Annotated in this window: 15 protein-coding genes and 1 pseudogene; 8 read left to right on the top strand and 8 right to left on the bottom strand. The window is 44.8% G+C overall.

What is annotated here, in order from left to right; all coding sequences use genetic code 11:
- Positions 1-6: 6 nt before the first annotated feature.
- A pseudogene (locus tag AACT18_RS01610) lies at positions 7-346 on the top strand (YggL family protein).
- Between the two features lie 109 nt (positions 347-455).
- On the opposite strand, the gene AACT18_RS01605 reads toward AACT18_RS01610, so the two are convergent.
- Positions 456-1088, bottom strand: coding sequence for an MSHA operon transcriptional regulator (locus tag AACT18_RS01605; RefSeq protein ID WP_013856799.1), 633 nt, complete (start codon positions 1086-1088; stop codon positions 456-458).
- 253 nt (positions 1089-1341) lie between these two features.
- Between AACT18_RS01605 and AACT18_RS01600 the strand changes: the two genes are divergently transcribed.
- On the top strand, positions 1342-2544 hold the full coding sequence (locus AACT18_RS01600; protein ID WP_094125870.1) for an iron-containing alcohol dehydrogenase: 1203 nt from the start codon (positions 1342-1344) through the stop codon (positions 2542-2544).
- A 68-nt stretch (positions 2545-2612) separates the two neighbouring features.
- Here the strand turns inward: AACT18_RS01600 and AACT18_RS01595 are convergent, their stop codons facing one another.
- The 3 genes from AACT18_RS01595 to AACT18_RS01585 are packed head-to-tail and all read right to left on the bottom strand — an operon-like array spanning position 2613 to position 7981.
- Positions 2613-5417, bottom strand: coding sequence for an Hsp70 family protein (locus tag AACT18_RS01595; RefSeq protein WP_094125871.1), 2805 nt, complete (start codon positions 5415-5417; stop codon positions 2613-2615).
- A 48-nt stretch (positions 5418-5465) separates the two neighbouring features.
- Entirely contained in the window at positions 5466-7349 is a 1884-nt protein-coding gene (locus tag AACT18_RS01590; RefSeq protein ID WP_094125872.1) for an Hsp70 family protein, read from the bottom strand.
- Positions 7349-7981 (bottom strand): DUF2760 domain-containing protein, encoded by a 633-nt coding sequence (locus AACT18_RS01585; RefSeq protein ID WP_094125873.1) that lies wholly within the window; start codon positions 7979-7981, stop codon positions 7349-7351. Before AACT18_RS01585 ends, AACT18_RS01590 begins: the two co-directional genes overlap by 1 nt.
- A gap of 308 nt (positions 7982-8289) precedes the next feature.
- Here AACT18_RS01585 and AACT18_RS01580 point away from each other — a divergent pair, with 308 nt between their 5' ends.
- The gene (locus AACT18_RS01580) at positions 8290-9813 is read left to right on the top strand and encodes a sensor domain-containing diguanylate cyclase (RefSeq protein ID WP_088721170.1); all 1524 of its coding nucleotides are present in this window, start codon (positions 8290-8292) and stop codon (positions 9811-9813) included.
- 94 nt (positions 9814-9907) lie between these two features.
- Complete coding sequence (locus tag AACT18_RS01575; protein WP_094125355.1) at positions 9908-10438, top strand: 3'-5' exonuclease; 531 nt, start codon at positions 9908-9910, stop codon at positions 10436-10438.
- Between the two features lie 6 nt (positions 10439-10444).
- On the opposite strand, the gene AACT18_RS01570 is transcribed toward AACT18_RS01575, so the two are convergent.
- A complete protein-coding gene (locus AACT18_RS01570; RefSeq protein ID WP_026027231.1) occupies positions 10445-10888 on the bottom strand; it encodes a tellurite resistance TerB family protein in 444 nt (147 codons plus the stop codon).
- Positions 10889-10972: 84 nt separating this feature from the next.
- Positions 10973-11377 (bottom strand): hypothetical protein, encoded by a 405-nt coding sequence (locus AACT18_RS01565; protein WP_017050533.1) that lies wholly within the window; start codon positions 11375-11377, stop codon positions 10973-10975.
- 240 nt (positions 11378-11617) lie between these two features.
- On the opposite strand from AACT18_RS01565, the gene hrpA reads away from it, so the two are divergent.
- Together hrpA and AACT18_RS01555 are read left to right on the top strand one after the other, a co-directional pair.
- Positions 11618-15553 carry an ATP-dependent RNA helicase HrpA gene (gene hrpA / locus AACT18_RS01560; RefSeq protein ID WP_094143062.1) on the top strand — a complete coding sequence of 1312 codons (3936 nt, stop codon included), beginning with the start codon at positions 11618-11620 and terminating at the stop codon, positions 15551-15553.
- 103 nt (positions 15554-15656) lie between these two features.
- Complete coding sequence (locus AACT18_RS01555) at positions 15657-16139, top strand: porin family protein (RefSeq protein ID WP_017044743.1); 483 nt, start codon at positions 15657-15659, stop codon at positions 16137-16139.
- Positions 16140-16228: 89 nt separating this feature from the next.
- Here AACT18_RS01555 and AACT18_RS01550 read toward each other — a convergent pair whose 3' ends face one another.
- On the bottom strand, positions 16229-17140 hold the full coding sequence (locus AACT18_RS01550) for a LysR family transcriptional regulator (protein WP_013856811.1): 912 nt from the start codon (positions 17138-17140) through the stop codon (positions 16229-16231).
- 98 nt (positions 17141-17238) lie between these two features.
- Between AACT18_RS01550 and AACT18_RS01545 the strand changes: the two genes are divergently transcribed.
- Positions 17239-18642 carry an MDR family MFS transporter gene (locus AACT18_RS01545; RefSeq protein ID WP_013856812.1) on the top strand — a complete coding sequence of 468 codons (1404 nt, stop codon included), beginning with the start codon at positions 17239-17241 and terminating at the stop codon, positions 18640-18642.
- Between the two features lie 72 nt (positions 18643-18714).
- Here AACT18_RS01545 and AACT18_RS01540 read toward each other — a convergent pair whose 3' ends face one another.
- A complete protein-coding gene (locus AACT18_RS01540; RefSeq protein WP_094125431.1) occupies positions 18715-20196 on the bottom strand; it encodes a carboxypeptidase M32 in 1482 nt (493 codons plus the stop codon).
- A 220-nt stretch (positions 20197-20416) separates the two neighbouring features.
- Here AACT18_RS01540 and AACT18_RS01535 point away from each other — a divergent pair, with 220 nt between their 5' ends.
- The gene (locus tag AACT18_RS01535; protein ID WP_013856840.1) at positions 20417-21049 is read left to right on the top strand and encodes a LysE family translocator; all 633 of its coding nucleotides are present in this window, start codon (positions 20417-20419) and stop codon (positions 21047-21049) included.
- The last annotated feature ends 152 nt before the right edge of the window (positions 21050-21201 follow it).

Here is a 21201-nt window from a genome sequence, read left to right as displayed (position 1 = left end):
AATATGATGAAAATCGACAAGCTCGAAAATAAAAAACCGCCGTATCCGTAAGAAACTATTTTTAGGTGAATTTGCGATCCTCGGTTTTGAAGTTAGCTGTACAACGTCTATCAAAGACTTTGAACAATACGATCTCTTCGTTGATGAGTTTATTGATTACGTGGATAGCATCGGTCTTTGTTTCGGTGGTGGTGGATTAGAGATCTTTGACGGCTTTGTGTGCGCAGCCGATCGCTACCGTTCAGCAACAGAAGAAGATAAAGCGTTGATTGTAAAATGGTTAGAAAATCGTGCTGAAGTAAGCAAAGTCGTTGCTGGTGAATTAGTGGATGCCAATTACGCTTAATTGCTCTTCTATTCTACGTTATTCAGCCAGTGCTTTTCATTTGCGATGTCTGACAAAAAAGCCGGAGTGAAACCACTCTGGCTTTTTTATTATGCTAAATTTTATTACGTTAAAAATCAGCGTGTTTAACAAAGTAAGGATTGTTGAATTTATTGGCGTGACCAACAATCGAAACCACTAAACGGTTCCATAGCGCTTTATCAAAAGGTTCTTTAGGGATGGCAGGATAAAGTGTTTCGACCTCTTCTCTGGCAAAGGCCATAAACTCTTTCTTTTTCCTCTTGTTATACTCTTGGGCGACATTATTGTAGTTGCGGATCCACTCTTTCTTAAAGCGAAGCAAGGCGGGCTCGGCTTTTTCTAAAGGTAGCCGAGAGAGATAAACGCGCTTATATGAGATTTTACGATCAATCATCGTTCGCATACTGGTTTGAATGTAGGTACCGTGCTGCGTAATGGAAATATCGCTCTCATCAAACAGATTCACACACCAGCCCTTAGGCCAAAAGTCAGCCTGTTTATACTGATTATTTCTAGCGGTTAATACTTGATGAAGCACTAAATCAGAAGTGCCTTTAAAGGTTTGCTGCCATGTGGCTATGCGAATTTGCAATGAACCAGGCAAGCGATAGACATTGGTAAACTTATCTTCGTTCATGACTTCTACAGTAATTGGTTGAATAAAATACAATTTTTGAATGCCATTTGAATGCAGGGAATGCACCTCAAAGACGAAAGCCAAACGACGTGTCGATTATTTTATGACACATAAAATTATGTGCAGAGTACTCAGCTAATGATTTCAATTATAAGTATAAAAAGTGAGCGAGGTGGATTTTACAAGGTTTGCATTAAAATGCGAGCTTAAGTTGGCGTTAAATCTAATAATGATCAGCGATTATTTGCCTTATCTTGCAAAATTTGACTTTCTAGGTAGAGATAACTCGTTGTATTGCCTAGTCTAGTTAATAGAACTTCACAACTCGAGACCAATCATGGAGATCAAGTACCAGCAGTGGCAGCATAAGCTATACATGAAAGTGCTCAAATTGGCCGCAGCGATTCTGCCCATCTCCAAGCCAACCTTGTTTATTGGTAAAGAATCGCTCAAGCAACTCTGTTATTCGGTTTCTTTGATGGGTATTGAACGCGTGCTTGTCGTAACAGACCAAGGCATTGAAAAGCTTGGTTATGTAAAAAAACTAACCTTTGAGTTTGAGCGCGTTGGTGTCAGTTGTGTGGTGTTTAACCATGTATTGCCTGATCCTACTTATGATCAAGTTGAAGCCGGCCTCCATCAGTATCGATTGGAGAAGTGCCAAGGCGTTGTCGCTATTGGTGGCGGCTCTTCAATCGATTGTGCAAAAGTGATCGCCGCTTGTGCTACTAACCGCAAGTCGATCAAACGTTTAGTGGGGTTGTTAAAAGTATGGAAAACACCTGCGCCGCTGTTTGTGATCCCAACCACGGCAGGTACGGGCTCTGAAGTGACCGTCATTGCGGTGGTTTCTGACCCTCAAACTCAGCAAAAAACACCGATTACTGACCCGAAACTTGTGCCACTTATTGCAGCGTTAGATCCGATGCTGATGATGGCCCTACCTACTCATATTACTGCGCAAACGGGGTTGGATGCACTCACGCATGCAGTGGAAGCCTTTATATCACGTAATGCCACGCCAGAGACTGATCGCTATGCCATCGCTGCGGTTAAACTGATCCACGATAACTTGGAAAAAGCGGCGTTCTTTGGCCAAAATTTGACGGCGAGACAAAACATGGCACTGGCCTCTTATTACGCTGGACTTGCTTTTACCAAAGCCAGTTTAGGGTATACACATGCCATCGCCCATGCGGTTGGGGCGAAATACCATTTCCCGCATGGCTTAGCGAATGCGGTTGTGTTGCCACATGTATTGGAATACTCCAAAGAGGCGGCGAAAGATAAGCTGGCTAAACTGGCTGACGTACTCAAAATAACCGATCCACATTTGACCGATTCAATGAAAGCGGACGCCTTCATTAGGTATGTAAAAGAGCTCAATCACACACTGCATATCCCTAAACAGTTACAGGGAGTGATGCCAGAGCATATTCCAGAATTGGCCAAACAAGCTTTTCGTGAAGCGTTTTGGAATTATCCTGCGCCAAAATACATGCAGCAAACGGATTGTGAAGCGATTTTTAGGAAATTGTAATCTACATTCAGCGTTATCTTTGACCGCTCTCGTCATCATAGCAACGAGAGTGGTCAAATTAGGTCGATTCATTTTTTAAGCAGTATCAACCCACTTGGCAGAGTATCACCGAAGACACGTTTGGATTCTGTGTCAGACAGATCATGCACTTCATTCACCAAAGTAAACCAAGTTTCTGGAACCTTACTTTGCTTTATCTTGGCTAAAACGAGCTGACGAACATCCTCGCTAATATCAAAAAGACGATCTCCTGTCTTGCGACACATCATTACCGCGGCAAAGGCAATCATCGGTTCTTTTTGCCAGTTTTGATCAAGCAACTTCGGTAACCATTGTTCCACTTGCGCTCTTGGGATTACTGAATGTTGACTACCATACAGTAGCGTTCGAGAGGCTAACCGCCCAACGGCCCACCAGTGTGCTTGTTCACATTGAGTTTGATTAATCGCTTTGTTCAAAAACCACGTGGCAAGTAATACTTTATCTTCCACTTCTAGATGTTCCAGTGAGGCGGCAAGCCGCACCATTGCTTCGTACCCTTTGTCGTGTGCTTCTTGAGCTGATTTTGGATTTTTGATTGCGCTCGGGTGAAGATATTTAGCGATATCCGCTAGAATCGTTTCTTGTTGCTCCTGCCTCAGTCCGCCAGCAACACGCCGCCAAAATACCCACCAATCGCTCCAACCTTGATGATTTTGGAATTGAATACCTTGTTGATACAGATTCCACATCTGTTCCATACGCCAAGGATCGGTTGGGTCGCCAAATCCTGGTCGCAGGGCAAATCCAGCCAGACGCAACCAGTTTTTCTCGTGTTGCTCTGAGCGACGTCGACGTTTACGGCCTTGAGAAAATGCATCAAAGAGCGGTCGCAGCGTGGTGAAATCCCATTCATCACGTGGCCCTAAAAGCTTATCTAAATCTTTGCCAAGCGTTTTTATGGCTTGGTTATCAGAGGCTTTTTTATTGCCACTATAAAGGTGTGTGATGAGCGAAATCGCCTCTGACAAGCGAGGATGACGTTGGATTTCACTGTCTGACTCACTGTGCTTGCGAACTTCAAACTCAAGTTGCCATCGGTTTTTTTCGTCCTCAACACTGACACATTCAATCTTGAGCGTGCCGACTTCCGTTAATTGACAAGCCAGTTGAACTTCCACTCGTTGCTTTTGGTTAGCATGCAATAGAGCAGCATCATTTCCTTTTAACGCCGTTATATAAGGAGGCAATGGCGTAAAAAGCTCATGTTCAACAGCCAATAACAGACCATTTTGAACGCGGCGATCAGCAAACATATCGTGGGTTGAGGTCAGGATGTTGAAGCGTACTGGTTCACCTAACGTCAGTGAAAATCGGCGGCTGGTTAAGCGTATCTCTTGTCCTTCTTCGGTGCCTTTAGCCAAGAAACAGAGAGCATGTCCGGCACTGTTTTTTTCAGGCAGGTGTAAAAAATAGGAGCGTGCCGATCCACCGCCGATTTTAAGCTGTGCACCTTGGCGAGCTTTACCATAGGCAACAGCACCGAGTGCGACTGCCCAATCAGGGTGAGGATTATCAAGCAGGGTGATCGGCGAACCTCGCCAATCGGTCAATAATTGAGTGATGCGCTTTGTGATAAGCTCACTATTAAATACGCCGCCATTAAGTAGTAATCCAACGGGAATGGCCGTTGCGTTTGACTCTTGCTTGAGCGCAAGGCGAGAAACGGCTTGGTGTTCAGCTAAAAATTCAGCAATGTGTTTACTCACGGCAGGGTCGGCGGCGTAGGGCAAACCAAATTCCACCACTGCACTGCGGCGTTTATTTGGACGTTCTTGTACCGAGCAAAGTGGGAAAAAACCTTCCAGTGTAATGTCATGCACCTCTTGTTTCGTCAGGGAAATGCTTTTTGCTGCGCCTAATAGCTTTGAACCACTGCCAAGGAGCGTAATTTTTAGCTGCTCTGGGGCTTGGTTTGATAAGAGCTGCTCTTTTACTTGGCGAGTTTGCTGAATTAGTTTGCTCAAACTGGCGGCGGTTAATTTTTTCGAACTGTCAAAGCGCTGTTCCGCTAGATGAGCTAATGCTAAATCAAGGTTGTCACCTCCGAGCATTAAGTGATCACCCACGCCAATTCGGTCAAGGGAGAGTTGGTTGTCTGCGCTGTGTTTCGCTTCAATTAAACTGAGGTCTGTCGTACCTCCGCCCACATCACAAACCAAGATCAAAGGGAGTGACTGTAGTTGCTGTGAGGCACAATGGCGGTGACGTGCGTACCAGTCATAGCAAACGGCTTGTGGCTCTTCAAGTAGTACAATTGAGCTTAAGCCAGCCAGTGTTGCAGCTTCGATGGTGAGCTTACGAGCCGTTTCATCAAATGATGCCGGTACGGTGATAATGACATTTTGATCTTCAAGTCGATGACTTGGATGACGGTGGTTCCATGCTTGCCGGATGTGATTGAGATAACTGGCGCTGGCAATGACAGGGGAAACTTTCGCCACATCGTGAGCACCTGCCCACGGTAAGATGGCTTGCTTGCGATCAACCCCTTGGTGGGAGAGCCAACTTTTCGCGCTGGATACTTGTCGCCCTTCTACTTTTGCACCTAAATCTCTTGCCCATTGGCCAATAATTACCTCTTTGCTATCGCCCATAACCGGTTCAATTTGCCAAGGGAGCGATAGGGCATCAGGTGCGATCTGCCCGTCGGCTGGGTGATAACGAAATGACGGAAGGAGTGGTTTTCGAACCACTTCACCGGGGCCAATCAATTGGTCGACCTCAAAAAGATGCACGGGTGAGTCTTCTAACGATTCGGTGATTTCACAAAATGCCACCACAGTATTGGTGGTGCCTAAATCGATACCGACGAGAAAGCGAGGAGAAGACATGGAGGCTCCTGAATTTCAAAAACGGCATCCGAAGATGCCGTGTGGGGATTATTGAGTGACTTGAGGATCTTCACGCACATCGAACTCAACGTGCCATGTTTGGCCGTTGTCGGTCGCAATGGCTTCTAAGTGAAGTGTCCCGAGTTCTGTGATCGTTGAGGCTAAGTGAACCGGAACGACTTCGCCTTGTCGACGTCCTTCAGAAACAGGCAAGGTGACGTGGATCTCGGGCAGCTCTACAAGTTCTTCTGGAGCCCAATAATCTAAGTGCATGCCAGCTTCGTCATCGCGGCGTATTGTTGAACCAAAGAATTGAAAATGTACAGGCTCACCAATGACCAATCCAAACTCTTGGCTTGGTACGCGGACACTACTTCCTTCTTCCATGCCAAATGGAGCGACGCACAAGGCTTCCATCGGCGGTGTGATCCCCGGAATGGCAGGCATAGCACTTTCAATACCGACGTAATAACTCGAGGCAATGCCACCGCGAATACGCACACCTTGTCCACGACGAACTGCGCCGTAATACGCTGCGCCACATGCGACGGCTAAATCAAGGTCTAAGCCTGTTAAGCGCTTCATCTGTGGTGCTCCCACAGTGCTCAACCAAGCATTAATCGTGCTGAGAAGACGGTTTGCTAATAAATCGGATTTTAACACGCCACCGTTTAGTAAGATGGCGGTCGGTTTGATAAAATCCATCTCCGGAGCTTCGCCCATACCGGGCATGCCAGCAAATGGATTATCATTCAGAGCGGATATGTCGCCACCCATTGCATGGGCTTGTTTTGCCAAGAACGCGGCGATATGGCGGGTAACTCCAGCGTCTTGCGCGTAGGGAAGGCCCATTTGCGTTAATGCGCCACGTGCTTTTTGTACGGGATGATCAGTGATATTCACTTGTGGCAAAAAACCATCGACCAAGGTTTGTTGCACTTCTTGTTGAGTCAATTCGGTTTTAAGCGTTGTACCGAGCAGTTTTGAACCGCGACTTGGTACCACAATCGGTACGGAATGTAGGGCACTGTCATTAAGAAGCGCCTCTTTGGCATCTCGGCAAGCGTGCGTCATCGCTTGTACTTGCCAAGGGGCTAATTCTTTACCTTCTTGCGCCAATTTCATTTTTAAACGGTAAGCAAGGGCAAGGTCCATGTTGTCGCCGCCGAGTAAGATGTGCTCACCAACCGCAATCCGATTGAGCGTTAAGTTACCAGCGTCTTCAGTCACTTCCACTAAGGATAAATCAGTGGTTCCCCCACCAATATCAACCACCAGAACAATGTCACCCACTTTGACTTCATCGCGCCACGCATCGTGGCTATTATCTATCCAACTGTATAAAGCCGCTTGTGGCTCTTCAAGCAGCGTTAATTGCTCAAAACCAACGTTGCGTGCTGCTTCAGCGGTTAAATCTCGGGCGGCTGGATCAAATGAAGCGGGTACTGTTAACGTGACATCTTGTGTAGCTAAGGGGAAGTCAGCGTGAGCGTGATCCCAAGCGCTTTTTAAATGCTCTAGATAGCACTCAGTGGCTTTTAATGGCGAGATCTTTTCCACTTCATCGCTGCTACCCACGGGTAAAAATGCATCACGTCGATTGATGCCACCATGACATAGCCATGATTTGGCACTGGCGACTAAACGAATCGGTGTCTTACTGCCAAGGTTGCGCGCAATGGCACCGACTAAAGCTTTTGGCTCGGCCGACCAAGGCAAAACGCGTGCGGCAGGGCTCATCTCATGTTCATGAGGCTGGTATAAAAACGAGCCTAATTGATGACGGCTTTCAACCGTACCGGGCGCGGTAAGTTGAGGGATGCTCATTACTGAAACGCGAGCGTTTTCATCCTGTGTATCAACATAAGAGAGCACGCAATGTGTTGTGCCTAAGTCAATACCAATACTAAATTTTGGCGCTGTCTGTTCCATTACAATTCAACCTCGGCAGGTGCGATGATTGAAGCATCATACTGTTCAGCCAATTTAGGCAAAGTGATAGCCGTTGCTTTCCAACCTTTATGGACTAAGGTGCCATTAAAGGGTGCTGAACCCGTCACATTACCCGTTAAGCGAACTTCTTGCGGGTTGAAACCAGCTTCAATGGTAATTCGGCTTTCTTCATCTTCGCCGCGAATGGGCGTGAGCTGAATGTAATCTTGCAGAACTTTTTTACCACCTGCGTGGATCACGCGCGCCGCGGCTCCGACTTCTTCATCCGAAAAGGCGGTGACATCTTCATTTAAGAAGTCAATCAGACGAGCTTCTTGCTGCATTAACGATAAAAGTTGTAGGGCGGAATCGGTTGGCGCTGTCGCTAATTTAGATTCGACTTCAACTACGCGCTCAACCACTTTTTCTACTGCTACGATTTTTTCGACTTCAACAATCGTTTCAACCGGCTTTTCGACTTCGACAATTTTCTCGACAGGTTTTTCAACAACTTTCTCAACGACTTTTGATTTGCGTGATACCACAATGAGAAGTAGCAAAAAGCTTGATGCACTGAGCCCAGCATGCAGCATATCAAAGGTGGTAGGGATCATATTTAAATCGAAGTTCATCACAATTCTCTTTACACAATGAAGTAGGCGTGGGAATTCTCGTGAGCCTACGGTGAATAGACTTAAAAATAGGGGCGCAGCTTACCATATTCAAGGCGAATACAGGATAGAAAGTCCGCATCATCACGTTTAAGCTAAAGTGATTGCTTGCGTTTTGAGCAGTATCAATCATTAATTCTCTATTTTGGTTCAACTTTAAGATTAATTGGTTAATAAATTGGTGACTGGCTATTGATTTACCTACTTTTATAAGAGTAATTTGAGTCCTGAGTCCTGAGTCCTGAGTCCTGAGCCACGGAGAGGCTGTTATGTTAGAGAGCGACAAAAAGGTGATCTACCCTTTATGTATTTCAATTATTACCTTAATGATGACAGCGTCAGTCATCTCATTACTCTACATTAATCAAAAGAATCATATTGTCATGTTGTTTGATAGCCACGCTGAACATCAAGCAAGCATATTAGACACGTTGGTTGGAAATGATGTCAGTTTTATTGGTTCGGCTGCCAATTTTTTGCATGCTACCGAGGGGGGTAATGTACAAGGATTTGACGTTTTTGCTCATGGTGTTATGTCAACATCCTACAGCCTTATCGGTTTGCAATGGTTAGCGAAAGTAACGAAAGATGATGCTGACGAATTTGTAACATTAATGAGGGATCGTTTGCCTCAATTTGAGTTATTTACAGTACCTAAAGCGGGTCAAAAGGTGATTGGATTTTCTGAAGATAATGAACAACCCGTTTATGTTCTGAGTGATATTTATCCTCAGACCAAAAGTAACCTTGAATTGCTCGGCTTCTATTCGCTACGCCCTCGCTTTCAAAGAATTGCTGCACATATTGAGAGTACGGGGCTACCTGCTATATCCGATAAGGTCCGCCTATTGCAAGATGGCATAGAAGCACACCACAAAAAGGATGGATTATTAGTATATCATCCCGTTTTTAACTACAACAAACAGGAAATGATTGGTGTGGTAGTGGGTGTTATTCGACTCTCTACTTATTTTGATGGATTGGTGAGCCGCACGGCATCCGATCATCGATTGTATATGAAAGTAACCGATCTCGGATTTGATGCCGAAGATGATCCGATTCTATTCCAAAGCCCAGATTGGGATTCAATCAAAGGCATAGAAATAGAGAAACGCTTATCTCTGCCTAACCGTGATTGGAAAATTGATTTTAAGTTCTCAGAACCAATAGCGAGCAACATACAGTGGATTTTAGTAGCGCTCAGCGTCGGTGGTTTAATTATTTCGATCTTGTTAGGTTATGTTGTCTATTTGTTGATGAGAGAAAAACTTCATCTTAGCGAGATGCTAGAAGAACGTACTGAAGAACTGCGCTTTTTAGCGGACCACGATAGTTTGACTGGGTTGTATAACCGACGTGCATTCGGACGTTTACTGCAAGAGAACGTCTTACAGAAAAAAGCTTTTTCGTTGGTAATGTTTGATGTCGATGATTTTAAACTGATTAATGACAACCATAGCCACATTGCAGGCGATGAGATGCTAATACATATCGCAACGGTTATTTCACGTCATATGGGAAATAATGATGTTTTAGCTCGGTTAGGTGGGGACGAATTTTGCATTATTTGTGAATTGTCAGAACTTCAACCTTTGCAGTGTTATTTAGAAACATTACGAGCGGCTGTTGAATCAACCGGATATGAGTTCATGGATGAGGTGCTGTATTGCACGCTCAGTATTGGGGCGGCGATCAATCATACTTATGATCAAGAGTCTTTATTACATTTGGCAGACAGCAAGTTATACGAAAGCAAAGAAAATGGTCGCAACCGAGTTTCAATCGCCCAATAACTGTCCGAACGAAAGGGCGAGAGTCGAGTTTTTGAGAGGAGTCGAGTAAGATAACGTTCTTTGACTACTTATATCTAAAGGATACGCCTGAACAATGAACTATAACCGAGTTGTCTGCTTCGATTTAGAAATGTGCTGCTGGAATGAAAATGGGGTTGGGACAACGGGTGAAATCATTGAAGTGGGTTTAGCTGAAATTGATGTGCAGTTGGGCATGATTGTGAAGCGCGCTCAATATTATGTCAGGCCAGAGCAAGACGAAATTTCGCTGTTTTGTAGTGAGTTAACCGGGATAACTCCGCGTAAAATTGAAAAACAGGGGCGACCACTTGCAGGTGTCGTTCAATCAATGGTCAAGAATTTTGGCGGCCCAAACAAGATTTATGTTTCGTGGGGGCGTGATGATCAAATTTTAGCTAAAGAGTGTGAGCAGAAGGGGATCGTTATGCCTTTTAGCGAGTTCATCAACCTAGCAACGCTCTACCGTATTCAGCAGAGAATGAAAGAAAAACGTATTGGTCACCGCGCCGCACAAGAAGCGCAAGGTATTGAGTGGGAAGGGCGACAGCACTCCGCTTATGTTGATGCCTACAACCTTGCGAAATTGGCGTTAACGATGTTGTAATCCGCTCTATTTTTGAGCGGAAAGTTTAGCGCGGATAAATTCACTGTGGTCGACATACAATAATTCTGCCGCTTTGCGGATCACCGCCTCTTCGAGTGGGTCTATCTCACCGTCCGCGTGCGCCACTTGCCACATCGCCTTGATAAGTTCATATCGCGTATCTTGCGAGAGCTCGCGTAATTGTGAAGTGAAATCATACAATGAAGCTGACTGTTTGACGCTTTGTTCTGCCCGAATGAGCAGTTCTGTGGTTTCTGTATCATCTAACGCTAATAGTCGTTTAACTAATTGAAACTTAGCGTCATTTTCTCGTGTGTCAATTTGATGATCGGCTCCTGCCACTTCTCTGAGCAAACAAGCAATCGCTAGGTTGGGGTTAGTGTTGGAACGCTGGCCTAAATCTTCTCCGTCCAAGAGTTGCTTGAATAGCGATGTAATGGCATTAAACATAAAAAAACCTACTGAAAATTTCGAATCATTATTGTTTAAATAGTGGCGTATTGAGCAAAACACAAGTCAGAATAAAGTGAGATTCTAAATATCAAGGGATTCATCTTCATCGTTCTCGTGATAAAAATCATTCGGATCTTGAGGAACGCTAGGGTCTTCTAGTATTTCAATGACTTCTGAACTTGAGTATTCATGCCCCATCAGGAAAAGCGCTAACATGGCGTCGGCTTTGGATTTATTGTCCGCTTTTTCTAGCAAAATTTCTTCAAAGCGTCGCCGTATCATGGCAATCTCATGTTCAACAAAACCGCGACCTTCTTCCTCTCCTTCACCTTCCTCGGGCGCATTATCAAACTCCAGAAACAGAAAATGGCCGTCCAATTGTGTGTCAATAAGACGTTCAGGCAACCAAGCCTCACCCATCACCAATTCTGGATCGGTGTTATCGGGTAGTGAATCGAGTATGTGTTTCAGTTCAGATGCTTTCACAGTTTTATCGTTTCAGTAATCATGTCGCTATTGTAGCGGCGATTTTCTTATAAACATAAGAAATCCTGATCCGATTGCCCAATTTTAAATCGCTTAATCATACGAACGATGGCAAAACATACCGGAATCGAGGAGGAAGCGAATAAATGCTCGCCGTTTGTGAAAGGATAACTGATTGCAGGCGCGTTGATTATGCTACAATCCGCTCAGTTTTATGTAATGAAATGAATAGGAAATGCTTTGACCTCGTCACAGCCCAATCAACACAAGTCAATGAACGCTAGCAGCAACAGTGCGGCATCTCTGCGCAATGCATTGAAAGAATGCATGATGCGTGATCGTTTTCGTCTGAGTAAACGCATCTCTGGTGCGAGCAAAATAAAAAATGAGCAAGCCAAACATGCCGTTTTTGATCAAATTGCGCTCGATATTGCTCAGTCAATGATGGTGGCGCAGCAGCGTCTCAACAGCCGCGTTACCATCGACTACCCTGATTTATTGCCCGTAAGCCAAAAACGCGATGATATCGCCAAAGCGATTGCTGAAAACCAAGTGGTAATTGTGGCAGGTGAAACAGGGTCAGGCAAAACGACTCAGTTACCCAAAATTTGCGCAGAACTTGGGCGCGGTAAATATGGCCTGATCGGCCATACGCAACCACGTCGCCTTGCTGCGCGTTCGGTCGCGAGCCGAATAGCGCAAGAGATGGAAACAGAACTGGGTGGCTTTGTTGGCTATAAAGTTCGTTTTAACGATCAAATTTCCGAGCAGACTCAGATCAAATTGATGACTGACGGGATATTGTTGGCCGAAATCCAGCATGATCGTTTTCTCAATCAGTACGATACCATCATTATCGATGAAGCGCATGAGCGCAGCTTAAATATCGATTTTATCTTAGGTTATTTGAAAGAACTGCTGCCGCGTCGTCCGGATCTCAAAGTCATCATTACTTCGGCCACCATCGATCCTGAACGCTTCTCTAACCATTTTAGTGGTGCGCCTATCATTGAAGTGTCGGGTCGTACTTATCCGGTCGATACGCGTTATCGACCACTGTTTGGTGAAGAGGACGCAGACCGCGATCAACTTGAAGGTATTTTTGAAGCCGTCGATGAACTCTGTGCTGAAGGGCTTGGCGATATTCTGATCTTCATGAATGGTGAACGAGAAATTCGTGATACGGCCGATGCGCTCAGTAAACGTAACTTACGTGATACTGAAATTGTGCCGCTTTATGCACGATTATCCGCCGGTGAGCAGAATAAAATCTTTCAGCCCCATATAGGGCGGCGCATTGTTTTAGCCACCAACGTGGCAGAAACATCCCTTACCGTTCCGGGTATCAAATATGTCATCGACCCTGGTACGGCACGTATCAGCCGTTATAGCTACCGCACCAAAGTCCAACGTTTGCCGATTGAACCAATTTCTCAAGCGAGTGCAAATCAGCGTAAAGGACGTTGTGGCCGTGTTGAAGAAGGGATTTGCATACGCCTCTATTCCGAAGAGGATTTTCTTTCACGCCCAGAATTTACCGATCCGGAAATACTGCGTACCAACTTAGCCTCGGTTATTTTACAAATGACCGCACTTGGGCTGGGTGATATTGAAGCATTCCCATTTGTGGAAGCGCCGGATAAACGCAACATTCAAGATGGTGTGCGTTTGCTTGAAGAGCTTGGTGCGATTGTTCCTGATACCAATAAAAATGGTCACGACAGCAAAAAGCAGTTGACGGATATGGGGCGCAAATTAGCACGCTTGCCGATTGATCCCCGTTTGGCGCGTATGGTGCTCGAAGCGCCAAAGCTTGGCTGCGTAAAAGAGCTGATGGTGATTGCCGCTGCACTTTCGATTCAAGACCCACGTGAACGTCCATCAGATAAACAACAAGCCTCAGATGAGAAACATCGCCGATTTTTTGATGAAGAGTCCGATTTCCTGAGCCTAGTGAATTTGTGGAACCACATTCAAACTGAGCAAAAAGCGTTAAGCAGCAGCCAATTTCGTAAGCAGTGCAAACAAGATTACCTCAATTATTTGCGGGTACGCGAATGGCAGGATGTCTACTTCCAAATTCACCAATCGATGCGTGAAATGGATTACAAATTGAACGACGAACCGGGCAATTACCAAAATATCCACAGTGCAATTTTAGTTGGTTTACTGTCGCACATCGGTATCAAAGACCAAGAGAAAAATGAATACCAAGGGGCTCGTAACGCCCGCTTTAATATCTTTCCCGCTTCTGGCCTGTTTAAAAAGCAACCCAAGTGGGTGATGGTCGCTGAATTGGTGGAAACCTCTAAACTGTGGGGGCGTATTGCAGCTAAAATCCAGCCTGAATGGGTTGAACCGCTGGCGCAGCATTTGATCAAGCGTAGCTACAGCGAACCGCATTGGTCAAAAAAACAAGCCGCCGTCATGGCCTATGAAAAAGTGATGTTATATGGCATTCCTATTGTGCCTAAACGTTTGATTAACTACAGCACCATTGACGAGCCACTATGTCGTGAGATTTTCATTCGCAGCGCATTAGTTGAAGGTGATTGGGAAACCAAACATGCGTTTTTCAAGCAAAACCGTCGCTTATTACTTGAAGTCGAGGAGCTTGAGCATAAGTCTCGCCGCCGCGATATTTTGATTGATGATGAACAGCTTTTCGAGTTCTATGATCAGCGAGTCGCAACGGATGTGGTCTCTGGGCGTCATTTTGATGCGTGGTGGCGAAAAGCCAGCAAAGCCACTCCAGATCTACTCAACTTTGAAAAAGAGATGCTATTTAAAGGTGATGCTAGCCACATCACTGATTTAGATTATCCCAACTTTTGGCACCAAAACGGTATTAAACTGAAGCTCAGCTACCAATTTGAACCTGGCGTGGATAGTGACGGTGTCACGGTGCATTTGCCACTGCCGATCCTCAATCAAATTGAACCGACAGGGTTTGATTGGCAGATCCCTGGGTTACGTCATGAATTGGTTGTCAGCCTCATCAAGTCGTTGCCTAAAACACTGCGCAAAAACTTTGTACCGGCACCTAACTATGCGGATGCGTTTTTAGCTCGTGTCACACCGATGGAATTGCCTTTATTGGATGCGATGGAAAAAGAGTTAAGACGCATGACGGGCGTCGAGGTGAAGCGTGAAGATTGGAAGTTAGAGCAAGTTCCGGATCATTTAAAAATCACTTTTCGCGCGGTGGATCATAAAAATCGCAAACTCAACGAGCATAAAGATTTATATCAGCTGAAAGAGAGTTTGAAAGAGAAAGTACAAGAAACACTCTCTCAAGTGGCAGACGATGATATTGAACAGCAAGGTCTGCATACGTGGAGCTTTGGTGAATTACCGAAAGTGTACCAACAGAAGCGCGGCGGTTTCGAGGTTAAAGCCTATCCAGCGTTAGTGGATAGTAAAGAGAGTGTTGAAATTAAGCTTTTTGAGACCGAGCAAGAACAACTCAATGCAATGAAAGCAGGGCAAAGGCGTCTGATTTTGCTGAACGTTCCTTCGCCGATTAAATATCTGCACACCAATTTACCGAACAAGTCAAAATTGGGGCTCTACTTTAACCCGTATGGCAAAGTACTAGACCTGATTGATGACTGTATTGCTTGTGGGATTGATAAGTTAATTGAGCAGCAAGGCGGTTTAGTGTGGGAGCCGGAGCAGTTTGAGGCACTGAAAGAGTTTGTGCGCGCTGAATTGGGCGATACTGTGGTCGATATCGCTCAACAAGTGGAGACGATTCTTACCACGGCATTCAACATTAATAAAAAGCTGAAAGGGAAAATCGATTTTACGATGGCCTTTGCCTTATCGGATATCAAAGCGCAGATCGAAGGTTTGATCTTTAAAGGCTTTGCCACCGAATGCGGCTGGAAGCGTTTGCCGGATATTCTGCGTTACATGCGCGCGATTGAACGTCGGATGGAGAAGTTACCCATTGATCCAAATAAGGATCGTTTGCACATGTTGAAAATTGAAGCGGTAACCAATGATTACAAAGCGCTACTAAACAAGATACCTCGCGGTGCAGAAGTACCTGAAAATGTTAAAGAGATCCGTTGGATGATTGAAGAGCTTCGCGTGAGTTTATTTGCTCAGCAACTTGGCACTCCTTATCCAGTTTCAGATAAACGTATAAAAAATGCGATTGATGCTTGTTAGGTATAAGATTTGCATCTAACCAACAGTTCACTATAATTTGACGCTATGTGGCAATCGGTCGCCGTTTTGAGGCCACTGCCAAATTAAATAAAGAAGGTTCATCATGAAAAAGACTTTAATCGCACTGGCGCTGATCAGTACATCTTCAATGGCGTTTGCTGACTCTTGGATTTATGGCGGCGCATCAGTAGGCCAATCGGATTTGAATGGTAAAAGCGGTACTTCGTACAACATTCATGCCGGTACTGGTATTCTTCCTCTGATTGGCCTCGAAGCGGGTTACACCGACCATGGCAAATTTGAAGTCACTGCCACGAATGAAATCGCGGCCTCTTCTGTTTATTTTGCGGTAAAGCCAAGCATTGATTTTGGCCCTCTGCATGTGTATGCCAAGGGTGGTTTGCATTCTTGGGATAAAAAATTAAACAGCAATAAAATAGATGATGGTTTTGACATCATGTACGGTGTAGGCGCTGAATACTTCCTGATGGGGCCAATTTCAGTTGGTGCAAGTTACATGAATTACACTTTGGGCGATGACGATATTGGTACGGTTTCATTCAACGCGACCTTCCACTTTCTTTAATCTAGTCACTCAATCGCTTTCAACCACTTCTTGCTCGTTAGTAGCAAGAAGTGGTTTTTTATTTGAGCAGTATGGTGTGGTGTACATTCTCAAGTACGCCAGTAACTGAAAGCAAAGCGTGACCAGTGATTGATGATGTAGTCAATAAATGCCTGAGTTCGCTCAGGAAGAAAACGTCTCTGAGGGTGCAGCAAATAAACATCCGCTCCTTCAATCTGCCAATTAGGCAATAATGGCACTAATCGTTTCTCCTCTAACTCCTTATCAATTAATCCTTTAGGTAACCTTGCAATACCCATATTCATGAATGTGGCTTGCAAAATCGTATCAATTTCCTCAGAGCTAATACGTGCCTGAGGGATAAATTGAAAACGTTCTTTGCTTTGCTGATGTTCAAATATCCACGCTTGTTTGGTATTTAAAGTGAGTAGTGGCAGAGAAAGTAATTGCTCTGGATGTTTTAGCAGCAAAGAAGCCGAGTAGTCAGGACTTGTGCACAACACGGAAGGGTTATTAGCTAGTTTGCGCGCAACCCAATCGGATTGCGGTTGTGGACCAAAACGTAGCGCTATATCAAGGTCGTGCTGGGTATGATAATCCAGCCCTGCACCGACTTGAATACGAATGTTGACTTTAGGATGTTGCTGACAAAATTCCAGTGCTAATGGACTTAGCTGATGCCGAATGGGTAGGATTGGCGCGTTAATGACGATCTCGCCTCTAAACTCTTGTTTGGCTTTTAAAGCTTGTGCTTGTTTATCTTCTATTTGGCTAAATAGGTTGGCATAGGTTTCAAACAAATGCTCGCCTTCTTTCGTTAGTACCACTTCTTTACTGTTTCTGATCAGTAGAATGCTGCCAATGTCTTGCTCCAACTGCTGAATTCTGCGGCTCAACGTGCTGGTGGACAAGGCTTTTTGTTTTGCTGCCAGCGTAAAATTGCCACATTTCACTACCGTTAAAAAGAGTGATAAATCATCAAGTTTCATCATTAATCCCATTTATGCAATAAGCCATCCCATTCTATCCTATTTTAGGATGTGCACTATTACGTTATCGTGTCGGTCGCGCATTCTAATCAAGTTCATATGAGGGGCACATGCCTACCGATTCAACTTATTCGGCTAATCCGAAAATTATTTTTGCCAGCGTTGCTTTAGTCATCGCTTTAGGCTCGCTTGAAAAAAGCATCGTTACCACACCATTGGCTCTTATTGGGCAAGATCTCTCGGCAGGACAAGCATTAACATGGGTGATTACTGCTTATCTATTAGCATCGACCGCTGTATTGCCCGTCTACGGTAAACTGAGCGACTTGTTTGGACGAGTTCGGATGCTAAATGTCAGTATCGTGATCTTTATGTTGGGTTCCGCGCTGTGTACCTTTGCTTTTGATCTACCCAGTTTAATTGGTGCTCGTGTGATTCAAGGGATTGGCGGTGGAGGCTTAATAGCTCTGGCATTTACCGTTATCGCCGATTCAATTCCTGCGCGCGAAGTGGGCAAGTACCAAGGTTATATTTCAGCGGTTTATGCGGTGTCCAGTATTGCAGGGCCACTGCTTGGCGGCTATTTTGCTGACTACCTCAGTTGGCGGTGGGTATTCGGTATTAATTTACCGTTAGGGTTGGTGGCACTTTACATGGTTAACCGCTATTTGAAGCATCTCAATAAACGCAGAGATAGTCGCTTTGATTGGGTGGGAGCAGCGTTACTCATGAGTGCGACGACTTTGCTGCTGTTATTACTTTCTTCACATTCATTTATCCCTACTGGCTGGGGTGCGTTTGCATTACTGGCGTGTTTAGTTGCTTTGGTGGTTGTTGAACGCAGAGTGAGTGATCCTATTTTACCGGCGCGTTTAGCACGTCTTCCGAATTATCTGACCGCGATTGTTCTTATTATGGGATCGCAAATGCTGATGTTTGCGCTTTTGGTTTATTTGCCGCTGCAGTTTCAGTGGCAAAAAGGACTCACTCCGTCAGAAAGTGGTGCGATTATGGTGATCTTCATGGTCTGTATTACCTCTGGCGCTTATGTGGGTGGGAAGCTCATCGCGAAGTTTGGCCGTTATAAGATGTTAGTGATCGTCGGTTTTGCTTTGGCTATGGCTGCATTGTGGCAAGTTCATTACGATATGTGGGTGAAATTTGCATTGGGTTTTGCGGGTATAGGTATTGGTTTAACCTTACCGGCCTTAGGCGTTGTTGTACAAAGTGTCTTACCCGCACGTGATCGCGGCATTGGCATGTCACTGTTTAATTTTGGACGAGAACTCGGCGGTGCACTCGGTGTTGCGTTCTGTTCCGCGCTCTTTTACCTGAGAGTGCCGAGCGAAGTCATGGTTGCTGAACACGGTGCCGAGCAGGCCGGCGTTTCCACTCAGGTATTATCACAAGGTTTTAGCTTGGTTTATATTGGCATGAGCGTACTAGCATTACTGGCGATGTTACTGACAGTATGGCGCTTGCGTAAAGATGCATTGATGAAAAGTTCATCATGAATTCCTGCGTGTTATTGAGCGTTAACTAAGTGTAAAAAAAGCAGCGATTTAAGCTGCTTTTTAAGTTTGGCGCTAAAGGTATCTATTCTTTAGGTGGTCTTGGAAATATTGAGCGTTAAGCACATCCCCAGTTGCTTGTTTCACTAATTCATCGGTTGTTAATAGGCTACCTTTTCGCCAAATATTATCGGCAAGCCAAGTAAATATTGGTGATAAATTGCCACTGCGAATGGCGGCATCAACATCCACCGTTTTCTTCATTGCTGCCATAAACTGGGCCGCATACATAGCACCCAGCGTGTAACTAGGGAAGTAGCCAAAGCTTCCATCTGTCCAGTGGATGTCTTGCATACAGCCGTTTTGGTCATTTCCTTGGGTAGAAAGGCCGAGGTAAGCCTGCATTTTGTGATCCCATAGCTCAGGCACATCGGTATGTTTGATATGACCATTGATCAAATCACGTTCAATTTCATAACGTAAAATGACATGCGCTGGATAAGTGAGCTCGTCGGCATCGACACGAATAAAGCCTTTTTCAGCGCGAGTGTAGATCTTCTGGAAATTCGCTTGTGCAAATACTTTATCTTCACTACCTGAAAAATAGCGGGCGGCTAGGGTGGCTAAGTGCTCAATAAAGGGTTCACTGCGCCCCATCTGCATTTCAAAGAAGAGCGATTGAGATTCATGAATACCCATCGAACGCGCTTCTCCTGCTGGTGTACCAGCAAGATGTTTAGGCAAGCCTTGCTCATAACGTGCGTGGCCCGTTTCATGGACAATGCCCATTAGAGACTGAATAAACTCCGACTCATTATAACGAGTGGTGATCCGAACATCGGTTGGAACACCGCCGCAAAAAGGGTGAACGCTTTCATCAAGGCGACCGTGTTCAAAATCAAACTGAAGCAGTTTCATGACTTCTAAGCCTAGCGCCTTTTGCTTTTCAGCAGGGTAATGGCCAGTCGGTATGATTATCTCTTCGGCGCGTTGCTTCTCTATGACTTGATCGATTAATGTTGGCAGCCAAGTTTTAACATCGCTGAAAACAGCGTCCAATGATTGAGTTGTTGTACCCGGTTCGTAAAGATCGAGCATCGCATCATAAGGCGTTAAACCTGTAGCATCAGCGCGGATCTGCGCTTCTTGCTGTGAGAGTGTGACCACCTCAGCCCAGTTTTTCTCAAAACCGACCCAATCATTGTTTTTGCGTTGGGTACGCCAAGCATGTTCACACTTTGAACCAGCAAGAGATTTCGCTTGCACCAAAGCTTCAGGTAGTACGTTTGCCTGCTGCCAGTGGCGTTTGAGTTCACGCAGAGTTGCTTTTTGCTCATCGTCCAATGGCTCATTTTGTGCTTTATCAAACCATTCAGCCAATTGAGGTTGAGTATGTAAACTATGAATATGAACGGACAAGTGCGCCATCGCTTCCGAGCGAGCTTGAGCGCCGCCAGCAGGCATTACTGCGGCTTGATCCCAGCCACAAATAGCCGCTAAATGATTGAAATGTGAAATTTTCTTAGAATGTTGAACTAATTGATTGAATGCATCCATGGAATTAGCCTTCCGTGACGTAAAAGAGAAGTAAGTGTAGCAACCATTAAGTGTCTAACCAAGGCTATCCAAGTCAATCAAGGTGAAAGAGCGTGACCCAAACCGACAAGGCTGTGAGTATTTCATTATTTTCTTATCCAGTGAAAACTGTTAAAGACTTTATAAAAGAGCTCAGGTATAAAAAGGCAAACGATGACATTTCTTTTATACAAGGACGGGTATGTATATCCAAAACGTTGAAGCCTTTCTGATCGCAATTACTATATTAACGCTAACTCCAGGGCTAGATACGGCACTGGTGATTCGTAACACATCACGAGCTGGGTTCACTGACGGCAGCATAACAAGTTTGGGTATTTGCATGGGGTTATTTGTGCATGCGACCTTTTCCGCCGTCGGTATTTCGGCGATTTTGGCACAATCGGCCGAGCTGTTTCATGTGGTTAAAATGATTGGTGCGGCGTATTTAATTTGGCTGGGACTATCTAGCTTAAAAGCGTTGCTGAAAAATAGCCAAGGTATGCAGGTTACGGCCATTTCACACAGTGAATTTACGCTGAAGCGGTCATTGCGTGAAGGCTTTCTTTCCAATGTGTTGAACCCTAAAACGGCAGTATTTTATCTCGCATTTTTGCCGCAATTTATTAACCCAGAATATTCTCCGTTGTTGCAATCGCTTTTGATGGCTGCTATTCATTTTGTTATCGCTATGTGTTGGCAGTGCGGTTTAGCGGGCGCATTGAGCTTTGCAAAAAACTTACTCAAAAATGCGTCATTTATGAAATGGATGGAAGGGACAACAGGCGTGGTTCTAGTTGCTCTGGGTCTAAAATTAATGCTTGAGAAAAGATAATTTAATCAATTAGTTGTAGGAGTTTTCTGAACAAAGCTAGAATGACATTTTTTTGAAGTTACTGCTTTAAATTTACGATATAAAACCTTGCATGGATTACGAGACATCACGTGTTGAGGGTAATTTGAATATATTGGTTATTTGTGCAGTTA

This window comes from Vibrio sp. V04_P4A5T148, from assembly GCF_963875605.1.
In the GTDB taxonomy this organism is placed as follows: Bacteria; Pseudomonadota; Gammaproteobacteria; order Enterobacterales; family Vibrionaceae; genus Vibrio; species Vibrio anguillarum.
The sequence above is the reverse complement of the archived record's forward strand: the minus strand, read 5'-3'. Positions and strand labels throughout refer to the sequence as shown.

Bases quoted from the DNA above. Each gene is read 5' to 3' on its own strand.
- AACT18_RS01570 (WP_026027231.1), bottom strand. From the start codon at position 10,888: ATGTTTAATGCCATTACATCGCTATTCAAGCAACTCTTGGACGGAGAA.
- AACT18_RS01545 (WP_013856812.1), top strand. From the start codon at position 17,239: ATGCCTACCGATTCAACTTATTCGGCTAATCCGAAAATTATTTTTGCC.
- AACT18_RS01590 (WP_094125872.1), bottom strand. From the start codon at position 7,349: ATGGAACAGACAGCGCCAAAATTTAGTATTGGTATTGACTTAGGCACA.
- AACT18_RS01550 (WP_013856811.1), bottom strand. From the start codon at position 17,140: ATGGGATTAATGATGAAACTTGATGATTTATCACTCTTTTTAACGGTA.
- AACT18_RS01580 (WP_088721170.1), top strand. From the start codon at position 8,290: ATGTTAGAGAGCGACAAAAAGGTGATCTACCCTTTATGTATTTCAATT.
- AACT18_RS01575 (WP_094125355.1), top strand. From the start codon at position 9,908: ATGAACTATAACCGAGTTGTCTGCTTCGATTTAGAAATGTGCTGCTGG.
- AACT18_RS01585 (WP_094125873.1), bottom strand. From the start codon at position 7,981: ATGAACTTCGATTTAAATATGATCCCTACCACCTTTGATATGCTGCAT.
- AACT18_RS01600 (WP_094125870.1), top strand. From the start codon at position 1,342: ATGGAGATCAAGTACCAGCAGTGGCAGCATAAGCTATACATGAAAGTG.
- AACT18_RS01535 (WP_013856840.1), top strand. From the start codon at position 20,417: ATGTATATCCAAAACGTTGAAGCCTTTCTGATCGCAATTACTATATTA.
- AACT18_RS01540 (WP_094125431.1), bottom strand. From the start codon at position 20,196: ATGGATGCATTCAATCAATTAGTTCAACATTCTAAGAAAATTTCACAT.
- AACT18_RS01595 (WP_094125871.1), bottom strand. From the start codon at position 5,417: ATGTCTTCTCCTCGCTTTCTCGTCGGTATCGATTTAGGCACCACCAAT.
- AACT18_RS01555 (WP_017044743.1), top strand. From the start codon at position 15,657: ATGAAAAAGACTTTAATCGCACTGGCGCTGATCAGTACATCTTCAATG.